The organism is Bradyrhizobium sp. AUGA SZCCT0222, assembly GCF_018130205.1.
In the GTDB taxonomy this organism is placed as follows: domain Bacteria; phylum Pseudomonadota; class Alphaproteobacteria; order Rhizobiales; family Xanthobacteraceae; genus Bradyrhizobium.
Genome location: NZ_JAFCLX010000020.1, coordinates 61570 through 84908 on the forward strand (window position 1 = coordinate 61570; position 23339 = coordinate 84908).

The window sequence follows — 23339 nt, forward strand, 5'->3', positions numbered from 1 at the left end:
CCCGAAAAGTGGAAACCGGTTTTCGGAGAAGATCATGCGCAGAAATCTAGAATGACTTTCGCGCTCGGTCCCCGGGCCACATCGGCGGGTTACCGTCTTGCCGCCTTCGACCAGGTCGGCTCGACCAATACCGAGGCGATGGCGCACGCCCGCAGTGGTGAGCCCGGATCGACTTGGTTCGTCACCACGGAACAGACGGCAGGAAAGGGACGGCGCCAGCGCGCCTGGATCGCGCCGCGCGGCAACCTCGCCAGCAGCGTTCTCGAGGTTATCGACGTCGCACCCGCGACCGCAGCGACATTGGGCTTTGCTGCCGGGCTCGCGATCGCGAGCGCACTACAGCAGGTGAGCATCGAAGCCAATCTGCGAAGGGCCGGCTCTGACCCATTGAAATTTCAGCTGAAATGGCCAAACGACGTATTGGTCGAGAAGCAAAAGCTGGTCGGTATTTCACTCGAAGCCGAAGCTGTCGCCGGCAACCGGCTGGCTGTCGTGGTCGGGATCGGTACCAATGTGGTCGCAGCCCCCACCGGCACGCCGACGCCAGCCATTTCGCTGGCGGCGCTAGGTGTCCATGTCGGCGCCGAGGAGCTGTTCGCCGTGCTATCGGACGCCTGGGTCGAGTTCCGCGGCATCTGGGACAATGGTCGCGGTTTTGCTGAAATCCGCCGGCTGTGGCTGGCGCGCGCCGCCGGCCTTGGTGAGCCGGTCGCAATCCAGACCGGAACTGCGACTATCGCAGGCACGTTCGACACGATAGATGAAAGCGGCTGCCTGATCGTGCGGACCGCAGAAGGCAAACACCTCCCGATCGCCGCGGGCGAGGTTTATTTTGGCTCGGCGGCCTCCGTGGGAGCTGCCTGATGGCTAGACCAGATGAACTGACCTTTGCGCCGCTCGGCGGCGTCGGTGAGATCGGCATGAACCTGTCGATCTACGGGCTCGGCAACCGCCACGAACGATCCTGGCTCGCGGTCGATCTCGGCGTCTCCTTTGGCGACGAGGAGCATTTGCCCGGCATCGACCTGATCATGCCCGACATCCGCTTCCTGGAGAAGGAACGCAAGAACCTGATGGGGCTGGTGCTGACGCACGCCCATGAGGATCATTTCGGGGCGATCATCGATCTCTGGCCGAAGCTGCAATGCAAGATCTACGCGACCAAGTTCAGCGCGGCTCTGTTCGAGGCCAAACTGGCGGCCGAGCGCAATCCGCCGAAAATTCCGGTCACGGTGGTGCCTTCAGGGGGGCGTGTCCATCTCGGCCCGTTCAACGTCGAATTCATCCCGGTTGCGCATTCGATTCCGGAATCGCACGCGCTGGCGATCCACACCTCGGTCGGCACCGTGCTGCACACCGGCGACTGGAAGATTGATCCGACGCCCATCATAGGCCTGCCGACCGACGAGCGCCGTCTGCGCGAACTGGGCGACGAGGGCGTGCTGGCGCTGGTCGGCGATTCCACCAATGCGGTGCGGGACGGGCGCTCGCCCTCGGAGACCGAGGTCGCCGCCACCATTACGAAATTGGTAAAGGCCGCCAAGGGCCGCGTCGCCGTCACCACCTTCGCCTCCAATGTCGCGCGCCTGAAGGCGGTCGCGGACGCCGCCAAGGCCGCCGACCGCGAAGTGGTCGTGGTCGGCCGCGCCATGGAACGGGTGGTGCAGGTCGCGCGCGAAACCGGCTATCTCGACGGTGTGCAGAATTTCCGCGGCGCCGATCTTTACGGCCATTTCCCGCCGGACAAGGTGCTGGCGCTGTGCACGGGAAGCCAGGGCGAGCCGCGCGCGGCACTGGCGCGCATTGCCAATGACGACCATCCGCAGGTGACGCTGAACAAGGGCGACTGCGTAATCTTCTCCTCGCGCACCATTCCCGGTAACGAGAAGGCGGTCGGCAGCATCATCAACGGCCTGGTCACGCAGGGCATCGAGGTCATCACCGACCGCACCGATCTGGTCCATGTCTCCGGCCATCCTCGCCGCGACGAACTGCGCGACATGATCTCCTGGGTGCGTCCGCAACTCTTGATCCCCGTGCATGGCGAAGCCCTGCATCTGTCCGAGCACGCCAAGCTGGCGCGCACCGCGGGTGTGCCGAAGGTCCTGATTTGCAAAAACGGCGACCTGGTCAAGCTCGGCCCCGGCGACCCCGGCATCATCGACCAACTACCTTCGGGCCGGATTTACAAGGACGGCACCATCCTGGAGGATTCCAAGTCGCGCGCCGTGGTGGAGCGGCGGCGGATGGGATTTGCCGGCTGTGCCTTCGTGGCGATCGCGATGACCGACAAGGGCGAGCTGGCCGACGATCCCGAGGTCGATCTGGTCGGCATCCCCGAGAAGAATACGGCCGGCGAACCCCTCGACGACATCGTGTTCGATGTGGTGGTATCGACCGTGGAAGGCCTGCCGCGGGCGCGGCGGCGCGATGCCGATGCCACCGCGGAATCGGTACGTCGCGCGGTACGCGCGGTGCTGAACGAACATTGGGGCAAGAAGCCGATCTGCCTCGTGCATGTGCTGACGATCTAGCGCGTGTTCCGCGGAATTGGGTACTAGGGGAGGAGCAACGATGCTGGGCCGGCTCAATCATGTCGCGATCGCGGTCAAGGACGCCGAGAAGGCGGCCAGGATTTATGGTGGCGCATTCGGCGCCGAAATCTCCGGCGCGGTGCCGCTGCCCGAGCACGGCGTCATCACCGTGTTCGTGACGTTGCCGAACACCAAGATCGAATTCATCCAGCCGCTCGGCGACGCCTCGCCGATCGCCAAGTTCGTCGAGCGCAACGCCGACGGCGGCATCCATCATATCTGCTACGACGTGCCCGACATCATCGCGGCGCGCGACAAGTTGATCAGCGAGGGCGCGCGGGTGCTCGGCGACGGCGTGCCCAAGATCGGCGCCCACGGCAAGCCGGTGCTGTTTTTCCATCCGAAGGATTTTTCCGGCGCGCTCGTCGAAATCGAACAGGCCTGAACCAGCATGGCCTACAACATCTCGACGATGTTCGCGATCTACTTCGTGTTGTGGTGGGTCGTGCTGTTCGTGACGCTGCCGTTCGGCGTGCGCAGCCAGCACGAGGACGGCGAGGGCGCCCCCGGCACCGATCCCGGCGCCCCGATCATGGCGCGGATGGGTGGCAAGCTGATCTGGACCACGATCATATCGGCGGTCATTTTCGCCATCGCGATGTGGGCCTATTATCAGGGATTCTTTAATATCGAGCGGCTGGCCAAGCTGATGGGGACGCCGTTCTAGGGGCAATTTGAGTACCTCAATGCACACATGCGGCGCGGCGAGGCCAGGCACTAGCTTGCCGGGAGAACAGAAATGACTTTTCAACGCATCATGATCGCTCTGGTGATCCTGCTCGCCGCCGGCCTTGGCGGATCGTTCTACATGAATTGGAAGACACTGAACCAGCTTCGAACGGTCAAAGCCTTCGTCGAACAAGCGGTCTTTCCCGACGCCGTCGTGGCCTGCGAGAAGGCGCAGAGCTCGACGCCGTTCAAATGGAATGGCGGCAAACAGACCGCGGCGATCGGCCTGAATTCGGTCAAGCTCAACAAGGACACGATCATCGCGAGCTACACGCTGGTCGCCGACAGCGTCTATTGCGACTACGATCCGATCAAGAAAAAGGCCGACATCGGTTCCAGCTTCCTCGAGCGGGATTGAGACCGAAGCTCAGGCGTCAACAACCGGAGGCGACGACCGATGACCGCACGCGAGCGAGTGTTGGATACCCCCCGGCCGGACCAATACCGAATTCTGCGCGAAGCTGACCTGCGCGACTATCTCGCGCAGCTTCCCGCGATCGCAAGCCAGCTTGGCGGTGCGCCGGCAACCTGGTCGATCAGCGAGGTCGGCGACGGCAATCTCAACCTTGTCTTCATCGTGCGCGGCGGGGCTGGCAGCATCGCCGTCAAGCAGGCGCTGCCCTATGTGCGCCTGGTCGGCGAGAGCTGGCCGCTGCCGCTGTCGCGCTCGCATTATGAACATCTGGCGCTTACCCATCAGGCCCGGCTAGTGCCCGCCCTGGTGCCGGCGGTCCTTCACCACGATGAGGCGCTTGCTCTGATCGCGATGGAGTTTCTTGCGCCGCATATCATCATGCGCAAGGGGCTGGTAGCCGGAACCAGCTATCCGCGTTTTGTCGACGACATCACGACGTTTTTGGCGCGAACGCTGTTCTTCAGCTCCGATCTCGCGGTCCCCGCCGCCGAAAAGAAGGACGGCATTGCCGCCTTCGCCGGCAATCATGCGCTGTGCAAGATCACCGAGGATCTGATCTTCACCGATCCCTACCGCATCGCCGAACAGAACCGCTGGACACAGCCCTGGCTGGACGCGACCGCCACGCGCTTTCGCGACGACCTCGACCTGCATGTCGCGATCTCCAGGCTCAAGCTGAGGTTTATGGCCTCGCCGGAAGCGCTGATCCACGGCGACCTTCATACCGGCTCGATCATGGTGACGGAGCGCGAGACGAAGGTGATTGATCCCGAATTCGCATTCTATGGGCCGATGGGGTTCGATATCGGCGCCGTCATCGCAAATCTCCTCATGGGTTATCTCGCCTCCAGCGGCCACGAAAATTCGCCCGGCGACCGGCGCGCCTTCGAGGCATGGCTGTTGCAGACGGTCGAGGGTGTATGGACGGAATTCGCGCGAAAATTCGTCGAGTTGTGGCGCACCGAAGCGAAGGGCGATGCCTATCCGCCGTCGCTGTTTGCCGGCGCGGATGGTGCTGTTCGCCTCGAGGCCGAGCGGCAGGCCTACATGGTGCGGCTGTTCGGCGACACCGTCGGGTTTGCCGCGGCCAAGATCATCCGCCGTATCCTCGGATTGGCTCACAATATCGACTTCGAGCTGATCGAGGACCCGAAACGTCGGGCTATCTGCGAGGCGCGAAGCCTGCGTCTGGCTCGCGCGATGCTGCTGGACCCGGCATCGTTTGCTTCAATCGGTGCCGTGACCCGGGCGGCGCGAGACATGCGCGACTGGCAGCCGGATTTTGGTGGGTAAGGACTTGCTCTGGCTCGGGCGTGGTCCACTTCCGCTTTCGGCGGATTACGGACTTGCTGCTGGTTCGACCCGGTTGCGAATGACCTTGACGGACATGCCCTAATCGCGCGCCGATGGCCGCTATTGGGGTAAAGCCGGACATCTGCGAATGTTGCTGCTCCAATGGTCCCTGCACTGAATCCGGCCGACGCTGCACGCAGCAACGATTATGCAATTCTCCTCAGTTCAACCGAGGCGTCGTCGCCACGTTCTGATTGCTGCGGAAGAAGTTCGTCGGGTCGTAGATCGTCTTAATGGCGGCTAATCGCTCGTAGTTGGCGCCATAAGCTTCGCGGATGCGAGAGGTCTCATCACCGCCGAGCATGTTCACATAGACGGCGCGTTCGAGATGCGGCTCCAGCGCGGCGTAGCACTCGCGGGCCCAGCCGATGTTCACCTCGTCATCGGCGGGTTCAAGCCACTGCGACAGCATCTGGACCTCCCATTGGTCATGACGGTGGACGAATGCGGTCGCGCTCGGCGGCACCCGTGCAGCCGCACCGTGCATCTGCTGGAGCGAAAGTCTCGTATACGGTGACGGACGCCGCGCCGCGAACTCGACTATCACGTCGATTCCCGCGGGCGCGAGCCGACGCTGCCAGCCGGCCTTCCAGTAGTGTCGTCGTCCAGGCGGGAAGAAAGCGTCGCTGGCGCGCTGGCGGTCGACGTATCGCATTGGCGCGATGGTGTCAGCGAGCGGCGTCTCAAAGGTTTGCAGCGGCCTGAGCACGCGTTCGCCGAGATCGAGCGCTCCACACCAGGCGACGCCGATGCCGACGGCTGGCACACCGTCGGCGGTGGTCCACAGAGCGGCGTTGACGCTCAGCTCGTCGGGGCAGCTGGGTGCGAAGTCGTCGTAAAAGGCGAGTACATCCTTGGCCTTGGCAAACGGAAACACGACGCTCCCGCCCAGCACCGGCCCCACTTCATGCAGGCGGTACTCGAACGACGTGACGATGCCGACGTTGCCGCCGCCGCCGCACACGGCCCAGAACAGATCGGGGTGCTCAAGAGGGCTGGCAGTGCGCAAACGACCATCGGCAGTCACAATGTCGACCGACAATAGATTGTCGCAGGTGAGGCCGTACTTGCTGCACAGCCAGCCGAAGCCGCCGCCAAGCGTAAGGCCGGCGATGCCTGTAGGGGAGACAGCGCCCATCGTGGTGGCCAAGCCGAACACTTGGCAGTTATGGTCGAATTCAGCGAGCGTCAGCCCCGGCTCGGCGCGGGCCGTGCGGTGCACCGGGTCGATGCGGCATCCCTTCATCAGCGAGAGGTCGATCATCAGCCCGCCATCGACGACCGCCTTGCCGGAGACGTTGTGGCCCCCGCTGCGCACCGAAACAACAAGCCCGTGCGCTTGCGCAAATCCGACGCAAGCGCGGATATCTGCGGCCGTCGCGCATCGCGCGACCAGCGCTGGCCTACAGTCGATCATCGCGTTGAAGATCTGCCGTGCGGCGTCGTAGCCGACGTCGCCGGACGTGAGCACGGAGCCCCGGAGCGCCGTTCGAAGCTGTGCCAGTGCTGCCTCTTTGACCATCATGGTTCATCTCCGATTACAGTCCTAACCGTAACGGCCCGCTTCCAGCTACACCACCGCCCTTTGCCCCTGCGCGAAGGGGCTCAGGCCCAGCCATTGCTGCATCGATTTGGCGATCGAGCTGTCGCCGGTGACCTTGATGCGGCCGGCCTCGACTTCGTTGTTCAGCTTGGCGACGCCCATCCACACCGCGGTCATGGAGCGCAGGGGGCAGCTGACATAGAGGTCGACGTCGTAGCCGGGATCGGTGAGGCAGAGGTCGACCTTCTCGCGATCGACCACCAGCCACCATGATTTCCGGTCGGGCCGCATTTCCGGATAGATGAAATTGATGGTGGTGCGGCGCGGCGGCAACGGCGTCGGCTGCAGGTTGCGTCGCATGTCCCACATCAACAGCCCGGGATCGAGATTCTTCAGCGACAGCGTCGACTCGACCCAGCGCTGCCCCCAGAAGCCGAGCGACATGACGATGCCGCGCAGATCTTCGCCCGCCTCGGTCAGCTTGTAGTCCACCACGCCGTGCTGACCGGTTGGCACCGCGACGATCACGCCGGCCTCTTCCAGCTCCTTCAGCCGCTTCGACAGCAGTGTCGGCGACATCCGCGGCACGCCGCGGCGCAGTTCGTTGAAACGCGTGGTGCCGCAGAGCAATTCGCGCAGCACCAGCGCGGTCCAGCGGTTGCAGAAGATCTCTGACGCCATCGCCACCGGGCAGAACTGCCCGTAGCTTCCGCGTTCGCTTTTGTCGGGCAACGGGAATCTCCTCATGCACGCGCGGGGGCAGTACAGATACTATACCGCTCTGGTCTGTCGGCTGTCACATGGAAGCGAATAATCCAGTGTTTACAGTGGGCTGTTTTGCTTGCGGGGCATCGCCGACGCGGCAGTACACTTCCTGAACTGGAGGGATTTTGCGCCCGGGCCTAGTTTCCGGGGCATTAGACATCTCGCGTACTCGCGAATGTCCCAATGAATGGAGGGATCACCATGAGCAGCAACGCAGCACGCGCCATCGATGCGACAACGCACCGCAGCCCCGTCGAGATCGCCCGCGAGCTCGGCCCCATCTTCGCCGAGCGCGCCGCCACCGCCACTGACGAGGACCAGTTCGTCGCCGAGAATTTTGCCACGCTGAAGGAAGCGGGCCTGGTCGAGGCCGGCGTGCCCACTGAACTTGGCGGCGGCGGCGCCAGTATCGATGAGCTCGCCGAAATGCTGCGCATCCTCGGCCAGCATTGCGGCTCCACCGCGCTGGCGTTTTCCATGCACACCCATCAGGTCGCGATTCCCGCCTGGCGCTGGAAGGTGCAGAAGGCGGCGCCGGTCGAGCCCTTGCTCAAGCGCATCGCTGCCGAGCGCATCTTTTTGCTGTCGAGCGGCGGCAGCGACTGGATCGGCGGCTCCGGCAAGGCCGAGAAGGTCGACGGCGGTTATCGCATCACCGCGCGCAAGGTGTTTGCCTCCGGCTCGCCGGCCGCGAACCTGTTCATGACCACCGCCGTGCTGGAGAGCGAAGGCGAACCGGCGCAGGTATTGCACTTCGGTTTGCCGATGAACTCGCCGCAGGTGAAGGTGATGGACAACTGGCGCACGCTCGGCATGCGCGGCACCGGCTCCAACGACGTCATGATCGACGGCCATGTGGTGCCGGAAGCAGCCGTTGCGGTGAAGCGCAAGGCCGGCGAATGGCATCCGCTGTTCCAGATCATCGCAACCATCGCGTTCCCGCTGATCTATTCGGTCTATCTCGGCGTCGCCGAGAGCGCCCGCGACATCGCGGTTGGTGTCGCGAAAAAGAAGAAGGTCGATAACCACATGATCCAGCTCGCCGGCCGGATGGACACCGAACTGGCCGGTGCGCGCCTTGCCCGCGAACACATGCTGGCGGCGGTGCGGCTCGATGCGCCTTCGGCCGAGACCATCAATCAGGTGATGACCGGCCGCACGCTCGTCGCGCGCCACGCCATTGCCACCGTGGAGCTTGCGATGGAGCTCGCCGGCGGCGCCGGCTTCTACCGCGCCACCGGACTGGAACGTCGTTTCCGCGACATCCAGGCCGCCCGCTACCACCCGCTGCAGGCCGGTCCGCAGGCGCAATATGCCGGCTCGATGGCGCTCGGCCTGCCGGTGGACAAGGTGTTCTAGGATACACGCGACTCTCTTCTCTCTTCCCAAGAGAAGCGGTTGAGGGGTCTGTCTCCGAGCGAGGCAGGCCCCTCAATCGTTCGCGATTCTTCTCTCCCGCGCACAGGAGAGACGCATTGTCGCAACCCGCGTGTTGATTTGGGTTCACGGCCTGGAATGCACCTTTCCCGCAGCCGCTGCGCATTGACGTTGATCACCAGCGCCGCGAGCAGAATTCGGTGGGTAAGGGCTAGCGGCTGGCCAAGCCTGATCCACTTCCGCTTTCGGCGGATTGCGGACTTGGCCAGACTTGCGCAGCCAGCGGGCGGTATGGACTAGCGACGCCCTGATCGCTTGAGTTCTGCGACCTGAGGCTTCTCCCCGGCCAACTTCCCTCCGGCGAGCAGGCTGCTGCAATACCACCAGGCGCCAGCGTTGCTCCCACCCAAAAACAGTCTGCTGTTCTGGCACTCAGCATAGGTTTTGTAGTTGTGTACGTTTCTGCACGTTGGCGAAAAAGGAGGCGGAACCCCCCCCGACACCGAGCATCCATTCCAGGGTTGGTTGCCGTACTTGAAACTTGTTTGGCAACCATCGTTGCAATTGTTGGAGATTTTCTCGAACGCGGCAAGCTTCTCCATGGTTGTACCTGGCCCCGCCAGTATGGCACTTGGCGAAGTCGATCGTATTGCCGCGGCTGGCGATCTCCGGGGAGATGCAACCGTGTGTGCCACCCGAGCGGGCCTTTGTGACCTTACCGCCGGCCGAAGCGGCCTTGCCACCTGCTTCGGCGCGTCGACCGTGACGGAAGCGGGGTGGTTGAGCCCGTTGCGGTTTGCGACATTGCCGTACCGCTCAGGCCGCACAACAATGCCGTTGACAGGATCGCGACAGCTGAGGGTGCAAATAGGCTTGACGACATTCTCATGAGACGTTCTCCCAAATCCGGACATTAATGCCGTCCCAGGACGGCGCGGGCGCGCTCAATTTGGCCTCGGCGGGCAAGGCGAGCATGTCCTTGTCCAGGTTCATCGACACCGCCTCCAAAAAAGACGAGAAGCCCCAACTGGAAGTGTCCGATGTGTCTCGCGAATTTCCGTTTGTGCCCATTTTGAAATTTTCCATGTCAGGCCGGCGTGTCGATACATTACGTTACAAAATAGGATGTCGCTTGCCTCGCCGGTTGGGTACTATGGCGTGTATGGGCAATTCGGACCACATTCTCGTCGTCGACGATGACTTGGGTTTACGCGAACTGCTGGACCGATATTTTGTCGGCAACGGCTATCGGGTCACTACGGTGGCCAACGGCCGGCAGATGCGCGAGGTTCTCGCAAACCACCGGGTCAATCTGATCGTGCTTGACCTCATGCTGCCCGGGGACGACGGCCTCACGCTCTGTCGCAACTTGCGCGCAAATCAACCCTATGACATTCCGATCCTGATGCTGACGGCGCGCGGCGATGAAGCAGACCGTATCGTCGGCCTTGAGATGGGGGCGGACGACTATCTCACGAAGCCGTTTGCCCCGCGCGAGCTGCTCGCACGAATCCGCTCGGTTTTGCGCAGGGCCGAGATGCTGCCCCGCAACCTTGCGGCATCGGAAAAAGCCCGCCTCTTTCGCTTCGGCGAATGGAAGCTCGATACGACCGGGCGTTTCCTGGTCGACTCCAACGAAACCGTGGTCTCGTTGAGTGGCGCCGAATACCGATTGTTGCGCGTGTTTCTCGATCACCCTCAACATGTCCTCAATCGCGATCAGCTGCTCGACCTGACGCAAGGCCGTGAGACCGAAGTCTACGATCGGTCAATCGACCTTCTTGTCAGCCGCCTTCGCCAGCGATTGCGCGACGACGCCCGGGAGCCGTCCTACATCAAGACGGTGCGCAGCGAAGGCTACGTCTTTGCAGTCTCCGTCGAGGCATTGCCGGAGCGGTCATGAGCGCCCGTTTTCGGCGTATGGCGGCGCGTCTTTGGCCGGGCTCCCTGTTCGGCCGGCTGGCGATGATCCTGTTTTCCGGCCTTGTAGCTGCACATGTGCTGGCCTTCGTTTTGATTGTCCTCGACCACATGGCTATCGAAGACGAACTGGGGAATAAATTTGCTGCCGTGGACGTCGCGGACTCGGTCGCCATCCTGGACTACGTCAAGCCTGAAGAAAGACCTGCCTGGCTCGACCGCCTCTCTCGACTGCACTATCGATACGTTCTCAGAGATGGGGGAGAGCTGGAAGCGGAGCCACCAAAACGTCGGCAAGCAAACATCGCGCGTTTGCGGGCCCTGCTGGGGCCCGCCTACGAGGCGAATTTTGTCTACTTCGATCCACCGACGCGATCGCGACGGGGCATACTCATGCATCTGAAGGACGGTAGCCCGCTGACGCTCGAGATCTTCGGGCAGGGGGCAACCATTTCGCCATGGTTGCCGGCGGCGCTCGCCGTTCAACTCTGTATTATCGCATTCTTCGTCTGGCTTGCCGTAAAGCTCGCGACGCAACCGCTGGCGCGCCTGGAGCACGCGGCCAACAGCCTGGGTTCGGATTTGCGCGGTGAGCCGCTCCCGGAGGATGGTCCGAAGGAAGTGGCGCGCGCGGCTACCGCGTTCAACGCCATGCAGCGCCGCATTGCCGAGCAGGTCGCGGAACGGATCCAGATTCTGGCGGCGATCTCGCACGATCTTCAGACTCCGATCACGCGCATGCGGCTGCGCGCCGATTTCCTGGGTGACAGCGACGCCAAGGAAAAGCTGCAGGGCGACCTGCAGGAAATGCAGACGCTCGTCAAACAGGGCCTTGCCCTGGCGCGGGAGTACGACGACATTGGCCCCGGGGCCACCGCGCATGTCGCCGTCGAAGCATTGCGGGAGCCGTCATGAGCGCCCGTTTTCGGCGTACGGCGGCGCGTCTTTGGCCGGACTCACTGTTCCGCCGGCTGGCGATCATCCTGTTCGGCGGTCTCCTGGCTACACATGTGCTGTCCTTTGGTCTGGTTGCCTTTAATGTCTTCGGCCTCAGCCGCGAGATAGGGGATGACTATTTCATCAGGTACATCGCGACCACGATCGCTATCCTCGACCGGGTCAAGACCGAAGAACGGTCCGCCTGGCTCGAACGTCTCAGTCGACCTACATATCGGTACGTTCTCGGAGGTGGGGGAGAGATAGAAGCGGCGCCATCCAAACGACGACAAGAGCGCCTAGCGCGTTTGAGGGCCATGCTAGGGGCCGGCCACGACGCGAAATCTATCTTCTACCTCGATCCACTGAATCGACGGCGGCTGGGCTGGCTCGTTCACCTGAAGGACGGCAGCCCGTTGATGGTCGAATTCGTCGCACAGAGGACGGTGATTTCGCCCTGGTTGCCGACGGCGTTCGCCGTTCAACTCTTTGCTCTCGCGTTCCTCACCTGGATTGCCGTGAAGCTCGCGACACAACCGCTGGTGCGCCTCGAGCGCGCGGCCAACAGCCTGGGTTCGGATCTGCGCGGCGAGTTGCTCCCGGAGGATGGTCCGAAGGAAGTGGCGCGCGCCGCTACCGCATTCAACGCCATGCAGCGACGCATTGCCGGGCAGGCTGTGGAGCGGATCCAGATTCTGGCGGGGATAGCGCGCCGTCTTCAGACTCCGATCACGCGCATGCGGCTGCGCGCTGATTTCCTGGGTGACAGCGACGCCAAGGAAAGGCTGCAGGGCGACCTGCAGGAAATGCAGACGCTCGTCAAGCAGGGTCTTGCCCTGGCCCGCGGACGCGACGAGCTCAGCAAGCAGCGGTGTCAGACCGACCTGCATGCCCTTATCGACAGCCTCGTCTGCGACTATTCCGACGCCGGAAAATCTCTTCGCTTTTCCGGAGAACGCGGGGTGACGATTCTCACGCACCCGCAGGCCTTGCGCCGCATCATGATCAACTTGATCGATAACGGCCTGAAATTCGGCGAGGATGTCGAAGTCGCCATCGATGCGCAGCGGTCGAACGGCATCACGATCACCGTATCGGACCGGGGCCCCGGTATTCCCGACGAGCATCTGAAGTCGGTATTCTTGCCGTTTTATCGGGTCGAGGCTTCGCGCAATCGCGAAACCGGCGGCACCGGGCTTGGCCTTGCCATCGCCCAGCAACTTACCAGCGCGCTTCTCGGGACGCTCACGCTCGCCAATCGTGATGGCGGCGGATTGGAAGCGCGCCTCGAATTTTTGCGCTGACAATACGATGACTTTAACGCGGATGATTTCGTGGCGAGATGACCGACCCGTCGCGTCCACGGGACGCAATGCGGACTCTGGCAAAATGTCTGCCCTCGGCAGATTTATGGCTTCACGGGCTAAAACGCCGGCGTCATTCGACCGCTCTCTCCCGCAGCCGCTGCGCATAGACGTTGATCACCAGCGCCGCGAGCAGGATCAGGCCGCGGATCAGGATCTTCAGGAAGCTGTCGATATTGACGTGGTCGAGGCCGTTGTTGAGGACACCGAGCACGAACAGGCCGACGATGGTGTTGCCGATGCCGCCGCGGCCGCCGAACAGGCTGGTGCCGCCGACCACGACGGCGGCGATTGAATCGAGCAGATAGGTGTCGAATTCGTTCTGCTGCGCGCTGCCGAAATGGGCGACGCCGAGCATGCCGCCGATCCCCGAGCAGACCGCCGCGATCACCATCACGCTGCCGAGGATGAGTTTGACGTTGAGCCCGGAATATTCCGCCGCCTCGCGGTTGCCGCCGACCATGTACACGTAGCGGCCGAAACGGGTGTAGGTCAGCACCAGATGGCCGGCGAGCAGCATCAGCGCGGCCACGATCACGATGCATGGGATACCGCCGACCGACCCCGATCCGAGCGTGGTGATCACGTCGGGCACCTTGTAGGCGATCTGTCCGCGCACCAGCAGCGCGGAAATGCCCGCGGCGATCTGCATCATCGCCAGCGTCATGATGAAGGAGGGGATGCCGATCACGGTGAGGCCGAAAGCGTTGACGACGCCGAGCAGGGCGCAGAGCGCGAGCGCCAGCATGACCGCGGCCCAGCCGGGCATCGGGACGTTGGCGATGTTCACGTAGGATTCCTGCAGGGTGAAATAGGCGACCGCGATGCCGGTGACGTTGGCGATGCTGGCGATCGACAGGTCGATCTCGGCGCACAGGATCACGAAGGTGAGGCCGACGGCGATGATGCCGGTCACCGAGACCTGGGTCAGGATATTGCCGAAATTGTCGAGCGTCGCAAACGACGGACTGGCGGCGGCAAAAAAGCCGGTAAGGCAGATCAGCGTCAGGAACGGCGCGATGTTGCGCATCTGCGAGCGCAGGAACCTGCCGACGCTGCGCGGTCGCTTGCGATCCGCCGGGACTGTCGCGCCTTCACTTGCCATTCAAAGTTCTCCTCAAGCCGCTTGCAGCAGGCGGTCCTTGCTGACCATCTCATGAGTGAATTCGCGCACGACTACGCCGCGCTTGAGGACGATAATGCGGTCGGCCAGCGACAGGACCGTCTCCGGTTCGGTCGAAAGCACGATCACGGCCAGTCCCTTGGCCCGCAGATCCCTGACGATGTTGATGACGTCGTTCTTGGCGCCGACGTCCATGCCGCGCGTCGGCTCGCACAGCACCAAAAGGCGCGGCGGATAGCTCAGCCATTTCGCCAGCGCCACCTTCTGCTGATTGCCGCCGGACAGCATGCCGAGTTCGAGTTCGACGGCCGCGGGCCTGATCTGCAACTGTTCGACCTGGCGCGCAGCGATCGAGCGCTCGCGTGCCGGCTTGAGCAACAGGGCAGAGATCCGGCCCAGCACGCTGATCGAGATGTTCTTGTAGACCGGCTCCTGGTGGAACAGCATGGCGCGGCGGCTCTCGGGAACAAAGGCGACGCCGGCGCGCCGCGCCGCCGCGGTGCTGGCGAAGGTCTTGGGCTCGCCGCCCACGATCAGCGTGCCGCGGTCGGGCTTGATCTTGCCGAACAGGATTCGCGCCAGCTCGAGCTGCCCGCAGCCCATGAAGCCGTAGATGCCCAAAACTTCGCCGCCGCGCGCCTCGAACGAAACGTCCTGCAGGCTGCGGGCGAGCGTGAGTTCGTCCGCCTTCAGCACCGCCGGACGATCGGTTGGCGGCGGCAGCATGATGTCGTGTGCATAGGTCTCGCCCAGCGCCTCGCTGCCCTTGCCGATCATGGCTTCGATCAACGCGGCCTTGCTGGTCGCAGCGGACTCCGTCTCGGCGACTTTCCGCCCGTTGCGGAACACCGTCACCGTATCGGAGACGCGCAGGATGTCCTCGATGAAATGCGAGATGAAGACGATGGCGCAACCCTCGTCGCGCAGCCGCCGCAGCGTCGCGAACAGGCGCTCGACCTCAGGCGGCGAGAGGGCGGAGGTCGGCTCGTCGAGAATGACGATGCGGGCGCCCGAGAACAGGACGCGGGCGATTTCGATCAGCTGCTGCATGCCGATCGGCAGGTCGCCGAGCCGCGACATTGGATCGACGTCGATGCCGAATTTGGCGAGTTGTTCGCCGGCCTCACGCGCCATGCGCCGCCATTGTACGAGGCCGAAGCGGTTGGTCGGCTGGGTGCCGAGAAAGACGTTTTCGGCCACCGACAGGTCAGGGGCGACGCTCAGTTCCTGATGGACCATGGCGATGCCGGCCGCATGCGCGTCGCGGGTCGAACGGAAACGGGTGTCCTTCCCATCAAGTGCAAAACGGCCGGAGAATTCCGCATGCACGCCGGCGATGATCTTCATCAGCGTGCTTTTTCCCGCGCCGTTTTCGCCGACGAGACCGTGGATCTCGCCGGCGAACAGCGCAAAATCAACACCCCGAAGCGCCTCGACGCCGCCGAAGGCTTTGGTGATGCCTTGCAGTTCGAGGATGGGTGAGCGTTGCGGCGTCATCAGACTTCAGATCAGGAAATGATTCTCCATCCACTGCATGCCCGCGGCGTTGGCCTTGGTCACGACCGGGCCGTCCGTTATCACGTGCTTCGGAATGCCCTGACCGCTCTTTTCGCCCCCGGTCACCGCGGCGACGCCCGCGACGATGGCGCCGCCATGGATACGGCACGAAGGATTGCGGACGGTGGCGAACATCCGGCCTTCGCTGACGGCCTGGATCGCCGGCGGCATGGCATCGACGCCGCCGATCAGGATGTTGGTGCGGTTGCGCGCCTTCATGATGTTGTAGGCGGCGAGCGCCATGTCGTCATTGTGGAAGAAGGCGGCGTCGATCTGCGGGTATTTTGTCAGATAGGTCTCCCACAGACGCGCGGCCTTCGTGACGTCCCAATCGGCGGGCTGGGTATCGAGCACCTCGATGTTCGGGAATTGCTTGACGACCGTATTGAATCCCTTGGCGCGGCCTTGCGCGCCGGTGTGGCCGAGGGCGCCTTGGGTCATGATGATCTTGCCCTTGCCGCCCATGGCATTGCAGAGCGCCTGCGTCACCGAAGCGCCCATGAATTCATTGTCGGGGGCGAGGAAGGAGTGGACGTTGATCTGGTCGAGCGGTGCGATCAGCGTGTCCATGTCGATGACCGGGGTGCCGGCGCTGATCATCTTCTGCACCGGCTGGGTCAGGGTGCCGATGCCGAACGCCTGGATGGCGACGAAATCCCATTTTTGCGACGCCATGTTGTCGATCGCGGCGCGCTGCTTGACGGCGTCGAGCTGGCCGTCGAACCAAGTGACCTCGACGTTGAACAGCTTGCCCCACCATTCCGCGGCCTGCTTGCCCTGCGCGCACCAGGTGGCCTGCAGGCCGGCGTTGGAGAACGCGGCCTTCAGCGGTTTTTCGGAACGTGCGGCCTGCGCGAGCGCCGGGCTCACGCCCAAACCGCCGAACAGCGCAGTCGCTGCGCCGGCGAACGCCGCCGACTGAAGAAGATCACGCCTGGTCGTAGAGGATTTGTCCGTCCCTGACATTGCTTGCTCCCTCGCTTTCATTTTTATGACCGAGGGCGTTGCACGCACCGCGGATGCCCGCAGTGTCTCACACTCGTCGCGCACGCGCCACCCGTTCGCTGATCACGTCATCGCTGTGGGTTGCGGATTCGATCGAGCAAGGTGAGCGGAAGCCGTTTTAACTTGTGCGCTGCAAGACCAGCTGCTCGATCTCATCGAGCAATTTCCGCCATGCAGCATCGATCTCAGGCGACCAGTCTTGATCGAGGATTTCGCGCAGGGTCCCGGCGATCACACCGAAGAATGCGATGAACAGGTCGCGCGGCGTACCGTAGGCGTCATGCGAGGAAATCTCGCACTCGATCATGCGGAAGTGGCCGGTGCGGGGACCTGCGAAATCCAGGATCGCATCGATCGTCAGCGCCAGCATCGAGCCCTTGACCAGCTCGCTGCCCTCGGTCCGGAACATCGTTTGTGTTTCGGGATGTTCGCTGTGCAGGCGGTGATAGACCAGCGGCGTCAGATCCGCGCAGCGGGTGGCTGCGATCTCAAAGCTTCGCTCGATCGGATTGGACGCGATCATGAGGCGTACGCGGTTCGGAGATTCTTGGAACGATTTGGAGAAACGATCCTAGAGCGTTTTCAACCGAAGTGGGCTGCGGTTCGCGTAAAGAAAACGCGTCAAAACAAAAGACTCAAAAAAAGAGCAGGGCACGGAGCCCTGCTCAAAAATTGTGTCGACCCTTTTACCTCGAAAATTTGGGTTTGATCTTGATTGACGAGGCGACGCTGCTTGTGCGCGTCAGGGCTCCTCCCGAGACTTGGACCACCAGACTTCAACCTTTCGGTCAGCCTGAGCCAGCACATGTAGACTATCTTTTTCCACTTGTCACCATTTTCAGCAACGATTGTTCAAAATTCCAGCAATCTGCGAAATGATTGGAATTGCACCACTATTCCTTGTGCCCCAGGGTCAGTACCCGTACCTGGTCACGGGCGCGGAGGGCCGGAATCGCCGCCTCAATCGGCTGGAACGCATCCAAAACGCCGGGTTATTTGCGCAACACACGCGGATAAACCAGAAACCCGATCTCGACTTCGGACTCTCGCGGTGATTAGTTCTTGACCCGGATGGGTTTGCAATGCGCGCGCGGCTGAAAAATTTCCTACCCATAGTCCTGATCGCCTTGTTGGTGCAGATTTTCGCACCGATCGGCGCATGCTGGGCGGCCAGCATCGCGGCCTCCGATCCGATCGCCGCGGCCGTGATCTGTCACGGCAATGCAGATGCCTCCACCGGCCAGAGCGACCAGACCGGGCATCGCGCGCACGATGGTTGCTGTTCGGTCTGCAGCGTGCTCCAGACCGGTGCGCCGGTCGATGTACCGCAAACCGCCGACGCCGTCGTCTTCGAACGCCGGCACGCGCGCGTGGTCTGGGTCGAATTCACAACGGAGCGGTTCGGTTCCCGCGCCGGCTCGCACGCGCAAGCGCGCGCGCCACCCTCTATTTCCTGACCTTTCGAACATCCGAACGATCGGTGCGGTGCCTCGGCTGCGCTGATCGGTGCAGTTCAATAAGCCGGCCACAGCGCCGGTGTCAGGATTATCAATGTTTCGCTATCATTTCCCCTCGGGCGCGCGCCCGTGCAAGCCCCTGCTTGCCGGCGCCGTCCTACTTGCTTCCATTCCAGCAGCCGCTCAGACAAGCCCGCACGGCGTGCTGCCTCCCGTCACGGTTGACGCCCCCACACAGCAGCGGGCCACGACCCGTCCCCCACAACGCGCCGCGGCGCGCACGGCGCGGGCATCTCGCGTTCGAAATCCGGCTCCGGTTGCGCCGGTCGCGAGCGATCAGGGGCAGGGGCGGCGCGGCGCCCTGGCGGTACTGAGTGCACAGCAGGCGTTGGCGGAAATCAACCAGACGCCGGGCGGCGTCGCGCTGGTGCCGGCCGAAGCGTACAGGAATTCGACGGTCGCCAACACCATCAAGGACATTCTGGATTACGTTCCCGGCGTCTTTGCGCAGCCGAAATGGGGTGACGACACGCGGCTTTCGATCCGCGGTTCCGGCCTGTCACGGAACTTCCATCTGCGCGGCGTGCAGCTCTATATGGACGGCATTCCAATGAACACCGCGGACGGCTATGGCGATTTCCAGGAAATCGATCCGACCGCCTACAAATATGTCGAGGTCTACAAGGGCGGCAACGCGCTGCAGTTCGGCGCGAACTCGCTCGGCGGCGCCATCAATTTCGTGATGCCGACCGGCCGCGACCCGTTTCCGAACGGGGTGTCGGCTGATATTGGCGCATTCGGATTCAAGCGGCTCCAAGCCAATGCCGGTGGCGCGAATGGGCCGTGGGACGGTTTCGTCACCGCTTCGACCCAGGCGTCCGACGGCTTTCGCAATCACAGCAGCGGCAGCAGCACGCGCGTCAGCGGCAATGTCGGCTATCAGTTCTCGCCGGATGCCGAGACACGGTTCTATTTCAACGCCAATGAGGTGCGCCAGCGTATCCCCGGCACCGTCACCAAGGCCTCCGCCTTGAGCGATCCTGAAGCCGCCGCTCCGGCAAACGTCATCAATGACCAGCAGCGCAATATCGATACTGTGCGGCTCGCCAACAAGACGACGATCCGGTTTGAAGACACCAAGGTCGAATTCGGAGTGTTCGGCGTCGACCGCCACCTGATGCACCCGATCTTTCAGTGGCTGGATTACAGTTACAAGGACTATGGCGGCTTCGCGAAGGTCACCGACGACCGGTACATCGGCGGCTTCCGCAACCGCCTTGTCGCCGGCGTCAACGTCCTGAACGGCAGTATCGACAACCAGCAGTTCGCGAATATCGGCGGCCAGAAGGGCGCGCTGCTGTCGTCGTCGATCGATCGGTCCAAAAACACCTCCCTCTACATCGAGGACAGCTTTTACTTCTTGCCGAACGTTGCCGCGATCGGCGGAACGCAGTTCCTGTACGCAACCCGCAACCGGCAGGACCGCTTTCTCAGCGATGGCAATCAGTCGGGGGCGACCGAGTTCAGGCTGTGGTCGCCGAAGGCCGGTCTGCTCTGGAATATCGATCCGACCTGGCAGGCCTACGCCAACATCTCCCGAAGCGCCGAGGTGCCAAGTTTTGGGGAAAGTTCGTCCGGAGCGGGGGGCACGCCGGTCATTCCCTTCACCAGCATCCGACCGCAGATCGCCACCACCTACGAGATCGGAACTCGGATGAAGCGGCCCGACTACGCCTGGGAGATCACGGCCTATCGCGCCAATATCCGCGACGAGCTGCAATGTATCTTCGGCAACGCCGTCGGAACCTGTAACGTCACCAACGCCGATCGCACCATTCACCAGGGCATCGAAGCGGGTGCGGGCGCCGCGATTTTCCGCGGCATCTTCAACAACGGCCCGGCGCCCGACAAGATCTGGCTGAATCTTGCGTACACGCTGAACGATTTTCGTTTCGACAACGATCCAAACTATCGCAACAACATCCTGCCCGGAGCCCCGCGCCACTACCTCCGTGCCGAGTTGTTGTACAAGAGTCCGACCGGTTTCTATTTCGGGCCCAATATCGAATGGGTGCCGCAGTCCTATTTTGTCGACAACGCGAACACGCTGAAGACCGAGCCCTATGCGCTCGTCGGGTTGAAGGCGGGCTTCGACAATGGCGGTCCGGTTTCGGCCTATATCGAGGGGCGCAATCTGGCCAACAAGGCCTATATTTCGAGTGCGAGCATTATCAATCAGGCAACCGCCACGTCGCCCCTGTTCGAACCTGGTAACGGAAGGGCTGTTTATGCCGGCATGAAGTACCGATGGTGAGGGAGTACGGTATGTGTCGCCGGTTTCTCTTCACCAGCGTGGTGGAAATCCGAACGCCGAAGCCGTTCAAACATCGAAAGAACAAGCTATGAAATCAATTCAAATCAAACTCGTGTGCCTGGCCCTCGTAGCGGGCTTGCAGACGGTCCCCTTGCACGCCCAGGAGGTCAAGGCCGGCAGTCTCGTCATCACGCAAGCCTGGAGCCGCGCCACGCCGGGCGGTGCCAAGATCGCGGGCGGATACCTCACCATCGAGAACAAAGGCTCGACGCCCGATCGGCTGATCAAGGGCGCAGCCGACATCTCCGGCAAGATCGAAGTCCACGAGATGGCTGTCAACAATGGCGTGATGACGATGCGGGAACTCGACAAGGGTCTCGCCATCGAACCCGGCAAGACCGTAAAGCTCGCGCCCGGCGGCTATCATCTGATGTTGATGGACCTCAAGGGCCCGCTCAAGCAAGGCGACAAGGTACCGGTAACGCTCGAGTTCGAAAAAGCGGGCAAGGTGACGCTGTCGCTCGACGTGCAGGGCGTCGGCGCGCAGGCGCCCGCGCCTGATCGTTCGGGTCATTCCGGCATGAAGAAGTAACGGCGATGGCGTGCGGTTCGCCGCTGCGGCCGGTGCAGCGGGCGACCCCGCGTCCACCAGTCATGGCAAGGAACGGGCGGCGCATCATCGCCATTGACGTGAGAGAAGTTCGATCAATTCAGCAGGAACATTTGAGGCCAAAAATGTCGAAGCCAGGTTTACTAGTCGCCGCCGCTGCACTCTGCGCCGCGTCTTCCGCCAACGCGCACGTTACGCTCGAGAAGCGCGAGGCGGCCGTCGGCAGCTATTACAAGGCGGTATTTGCCGTGCCGCATGGTTGCGCGGGATCGGCCACCGTCAAAATCCGGGTGCAAATCCCCGAAGGCGTGATCAGCGTCAAGCCGATGCCGAAGGCCGGCTGGACTCTCGAGACGACAAAGGGAAAATACGCCGCCGAATACGAATATCATGGCAACAAATTCTCCGAAGGCGTCAAGGAAGTGTCCTGGAGCGGGGGCAAGCTCGCGGACGACAATTACGACGAATTCGTCATGGCAACCTTTCTCACCGGTGGCCTGAAGCCGAACACCACGCTGTATTTTCCGGTGGTGCAGGAATGCGAGAAGGGGGTAAGCCGCTGGATCGATATTCCGAAGGCCGGGGCCGGGTCGCATAGTCATGACGGCTCGTCGCCGGCGCCGGGCCTCAAGCTGATTTCGAAGCCGTAAATTCGATGCTACGCGCCATCGCAGCCGTCGCGGCACTGCTGGTGGCGCTCTGTTTTGCAACGGATGCGTTTGCGCATGCGTCGCTGGTCGCTGCCGAACCTGCCGATGGCAGCGTCGTGGCCGAGGCGCCAAAGACCCTGCAATTGCAGTTCAACGAAAGCGTCACACCCGCGGTTGTCAACCTGATCGATGCCGCGGGCCAGACGCGCGCCGTCACGGTTCGCGCGGTCGACCAATCCGTCGTGATCGTGTTGCCTGATGATCTGCCGCGCGGGACTCAGGTCGTCAGCTATCGCGTGGTTTCCCAGGACGGGCATCCCGTCGCGGGATCGCTGGTGTTTTCGATCGGCGTTGCGACGGCCAATACCGCCAGGTCGAATGGCGGCCCGTTTGCGATCCTGATCTGGCTGGCCCGCATCGGGGTTTATGTCGGCTTGTTCGCAGGCGTCGGCGGCACGTTCTTTGCCGTATGGATCGGGCAGGGTTCCAGCGGTGCGCGCGTGATCAATGGCGCGCTTGCCGTCGGTGTCGCGGGCGCTGTCGCCTCGCTTGGCCTGCAGGGTCTCGACTTGCTCGATCTTCCGCTCGGGGGGCTGGCGACCTCAGCGCCATGGACTGGCGCGCTCGGAACCAGCCTCGGACCGTCGCTGCTGATTGCGATCGCGTCGATGGTCATCGCCGGGTTCGCGTGGCGCGGCCCGACCAGGATTACCGCCTGGGCGTTGACTGTTCTCGCGATGGCAGGCGTCGGGCTGTCGCTGGCAACCAGCGGACACGCCGCAACGGCGTCACCGAAATCGCTGACGGCGCCTGCGATGTTCCTCCACGGCGTTGCCATCGCCTTTTGGGTCGGCGCACTCGCGCCCCTTGTGGTGCTGGCGCTGACATCGACGGGCGCGGTGGTGCCGGTGCTGCAACGGTTTTCGCGCCTGGCCGTGCCGGTCGTCGGATTTCTGGTGTTGAGCGGATTGGGTCTGGCGGTCATCCAGCTCGAGAGCTTTCATGCGCTGATCGACACCCGCTACGGCATTATCCTGCTGGTCAAATTGACACTGGTGACGGTCCTGCTTGGGCTCGCCGCGCTGAACCGATACCGCCTGACGCCGGCCGTGGCGGCTGATCCGGGGAATACGCGGCCGTTGATCGGTTCGATCCTGATCGAATGCGTCGTGGTGGCTTGTATCCTCGCCGTCGTCGCGGGCTGGCGTTTCACGCCGCCGCCGCGCGTGCTGGCGGCCGCCGCGCAGGCGCCGCTGGCGATCCATATCCACACCGAGGCTGCGATGGCTCAGGTGTCGATTTCGCCGGGCAAAGTGGGTTCGGATGATTTTGTCCTGCAATTGATGACCGGCGACTTCGCTGCGCTATCGGCCAAGGAGGCGACCCTGACGCTGAGCCTGCCGGAGCGCGGCATCGAACCATTCGAGCGTGGGGCGACGCGCGGACCGGATGGGTCCTGGCATGTGCGCGGCGTGCCGTTGCCGCTCGCCGGGCGCTGGCACATGCGGATCGACGCGCTGGTGACCGATTTCGAGAAGGTCACGCTGGAAGGCGACTTCGACGTGCGGTGACAGGGTGTGCTGCGTCGCCTCGCGCGCAAGCGAAATCTCGCGGCCAGCATGCGACA

21 protein-coding genes are annotated in these 23339 nt (G+C 62.9%); 15 read left to right on the forward strand and 6 right to left on the reverse strand.

All coding sequences use genetic code 11. The features are described from left to right. The first annotated feature begins 51 nt into the window (after positions 1 to 51). The 6 genes from JQ629_RS19120 (at position 52) to mtnK (ending at position 5031) form a co-directional block, all read left to right on the forward strand. Entirely contained in the window at positions 52 to 864 is an 813-nt protein-coding gene (locus JQ629_RS19120) for a biotin--[acetyl-CoA-carboxylase] ligase (RefSeq protein WP_212413971.1), read from the forward strand. Next, positions 864 to 2534, forward strand: a complete 1671-nt coding sequence (locus JQ629_RS19125) for a ribonuclease J (RefSeq protein ID WP_212263535.1) — start codon at positions 864 to 866, stop codon at positions 2532 to 2534. The genes JQ629_RS19120 and JQ629_RS19125 overlap by 1 nt, the downstream gene beginning before the upstream one ends. 40 nt (positions 2535 to 2574) lie before the next feature. After that, positions 2575 to 2979, forward strand: coding sequence for a methylmalonyl-CoA epimerase (gene mce, locus JQ629_RS19130; RefSeq protein ID WP_192733440.1), 405 nt, complete (start codon positions 2575 to 2577; stop codon positions 2977 to 2979). A 6-nt stretch (positions 2980 to 2985) separates the two neighbouring features. Then, positions 2986 to 3261, forward strand: coding sequence for a DUF1467 family protein (locus JQ629_RS19135; RefSeq protein WP_212413972.1), 276 nt, complete (start codon positions 2986 to 2988; stop codon positions 3259 to 3261). Between the two features lie 72 nt (positions 3262 to 3333). Next, the gene (locus JQ629_RS19140) at positions 3334 to 3681 is read left to right on the forward strand and encodes a hypothetical protein (protein WP_212413973.1); all 348 of its coding nucleotides are present in this window, start codon (positions 3334 to 3336) and stop codon (positions 3679 to 3681) included. A 39-nt stretch (positions 3682 to 3720) separates the two neighbouring features. Continuing rightward, on the forward strand, positions 3721 to 5031 hold the full coding sequence (gene mtnK / locus JQ629_RS19145; protein WP_212413974.1) for an S-methyl-5-thioribose kinase: 1311 nt from the start codon (positions 3721 to 3723) through the stop codon (positions 5029 to 5031). A gap of 220 nt (positions 5032 to 5251) precedes the next feature. Here the strand turns inward: mtnK and JQ629_RS19150 are convergent, their stop codons facing one another. Together JQ629_RS19150 and JQ629_RS19155 are read right to left on the reverse strand one after the other, a co-directional pair. Then, on the reverse strand, positions 5252 to 6616 hold the full coding sequence (locus JQ629_RS19150; protein WP_212413975.1) for an FAD-binding oxidoreductase: 1365 nt from the start codon (positions 6614 to 6616) through the stop codon (positions 5252 to 5254). Positions 6617 to 6661: 45 nt separating this feature from the next. Next, the gene (locus tag JQ629_RS19155) at positions 6662 to 7315 is read right to left on the reverse strand and encodes a winged helix-turn-helix transcriptional regulator (protein WP_212035451.1); all 654 of its coding nucleotides are present in this window, start codon (positions 7313 to 7315) and stop codon (positions 6662 to 6664) included. Between the two features lie 285 nt (positions 7316 to 7600). On the opposite strand from JQ629_RS19155, the gene JQ629_RS19160 reads away from it, so the two are divergent. The 4 genes from JQ629_RS19160 to JQ629_RS19175 all read left to right on the forward strand — a co-directional run bounded on the left by JQ629_RS19160 (position 7601) and on the right by JQ629_RS19175 (position 12936). Then, positions 7601 to 8758: an acyl-CoA dehydrogenase family protein gene (locus tag JQ629_RS19160; RefSeq protein WP_212413977.1), complete on the forward strand. Its 1158-nt coding sequence runs from the start codon at positions 7601 to 7603 to the stop codon at positions 8756 to 8758. Between the two features lie 1180 nt (positions 8759 to 9938). Then, positions 9939 to 10679 (forward strand): response regulator, encoded by a 741-nt coding sequence (locus tag JQ629_RS19165; protein WP_212389024.1) that lies wholly within the window; start codon positions 9939 to 9941, stop codon positions 10677 to 10679. Further along, entirely contained in the window at positions 10676 to 11611 is a 936-nt protein-coding gene (locus tag JQ629_RS19170; protein ID WP_212413978.1) for a HAMP domain-containing protein, read from the forward strand. The genes JQ629_RS19165 and JQ629_RS19170 overlap by 4 nt, the downstream gene beginning before the upstream one ends. Further along, a complete protein-coding gene (locus tag JQ629_RS19175; protein ID WP_212413979.1) occupies positions 11608 to 12936 on the forward strand; it encodes an ATP-binding protein in 1329 nt (442 codons plus the stop codon). Before JQ629_RS19170 ends, JQ629_RS19175 begins: the two co-directional genes overlap by 4 nt. Before the next feature lie 133 nt (positions 12937 to 13069). Here the strand turns inward: JQ629_RS19175 and JQ629_RS19180 are convergent, their stop codons facing one another. From JQ629_RS19180 to JQ629_RS19195, 4 genes are all read right to left on the reverse strand, one after another. Next, the gene (locus JQ629_RS19180) at positions 13070 to 14101 is read right to left on the reverse strand and encodes an ABC transporter permease (RefSeq protein ID WP_212413980.1); all 1032 of its coding nucleotides are present in this window, start codon (positions 14099 to 14101) and stop codon (positions 13070 to 13072) included. Positions 14102 to 14113: 12 nt separating this feature from the next. After that, positions 14114 to 15616, reverse strand: a complete 1503-nt coding sequence (locus JQ629_RS19185) for a sugar ABC transporter ATP-binding protein (RefSeq protein WP_212413981.1) — start codon at positions 15614 to 15616, stop codon at positions 14114 to 14116. 6 nt (positions 15617 to 15622) lie between these two features. Continuing rightward, positions 15623 to 16642 carry a sugar ABC transporter substrate-binding protein gene (locus JQ629_RS19190; protein WP_212262426.1) on the reverse strand — a complete coding sequence of 340 codons (1020 nt, stop codon included), beginning with the start codon at positions 16640 to 16642 and terminating at the stop codon, positions 15623 to 15625. Between the two features lie 157 nt (positions 16643 to 16799). After that, on the reverse strand, positions 16800 to 17204 hold the full coding sequence (locus tag JQ629_RS19195; protein ID WP_212413982.1) for a globin: 405 nt from the start codon (positions 17202 to 17204) through the stop codon (positions 16800 to 16802). Positions 17205 to 17763: 559 nt separating this feature from the next. On the opposite strand from JQ629_RS19195, the gene JQ629_RS19200 reads away from it, so the two are divergent. The 5 genes from JQ629_RS19200 (at position 17764) to JQ629_RS19220 (ending at position 23283) form a co-directional block, all read left to right on the forward strand. Next, complete coding sequence (locus JQ629_RS19200) at positions 17764 to 18138, forward strand: DUF2946 domain-containing protein (RefSeq protein WP_212413983.1); 375 nt, start codon at positions 17764 to 17766, stop codon at positions 18136 to 18138. 94 nt (positions 18139 to 18232) lie between these two features. Continuing rightward, a complete protein-coding gene (locus JQ629_RS19205) occupies positions 18233 to 20452 on the forward strand; it encodes a TonB-dependent receptor family protein (protein WP_212413984.1) in 2220 nt (739 codons plus the stop codon). Between the two features lie 88 nt (positions 20453 to 20540). Continuing rightward, positions 20541 to 21044: a copper chaperone PCu(A)C gene (locus JQ629_RS19210; RefSeq protein WP_212413985.1), complete on the forward strand. Its 504-nt coding sequence runs from the start codon at positions 20541 to 20543 to the stop codon at positions 21042 to 21044. A gap of 143 nt (positions 21045 to 21187) precedes the next feature. Beyond that, positions 21188 to 21712, forward strand: a complete 525-nt coding sequence (locus JQ629_RS19215) for a YcnI family protein (protein WP_212413986.1) — start codon at positions 21188 to 21190, stop codon at positions 21710 to 21712. A 5-nt stretch (positions 21713 to 21717) separates the two neighbouring features. Beyond that, a complete protein-coding gene (locus tag JQ629_RS19220) occupies positions 21718 to 23283 on the forward strand; it encodes a copper resistance CopC/CopD family protein (RefSeq protein WP_212413987.1) in 1566 nt (521 codons plus the stop codon). Positions 23284 to 23339 lie beyond the last annotated feature (56 nt).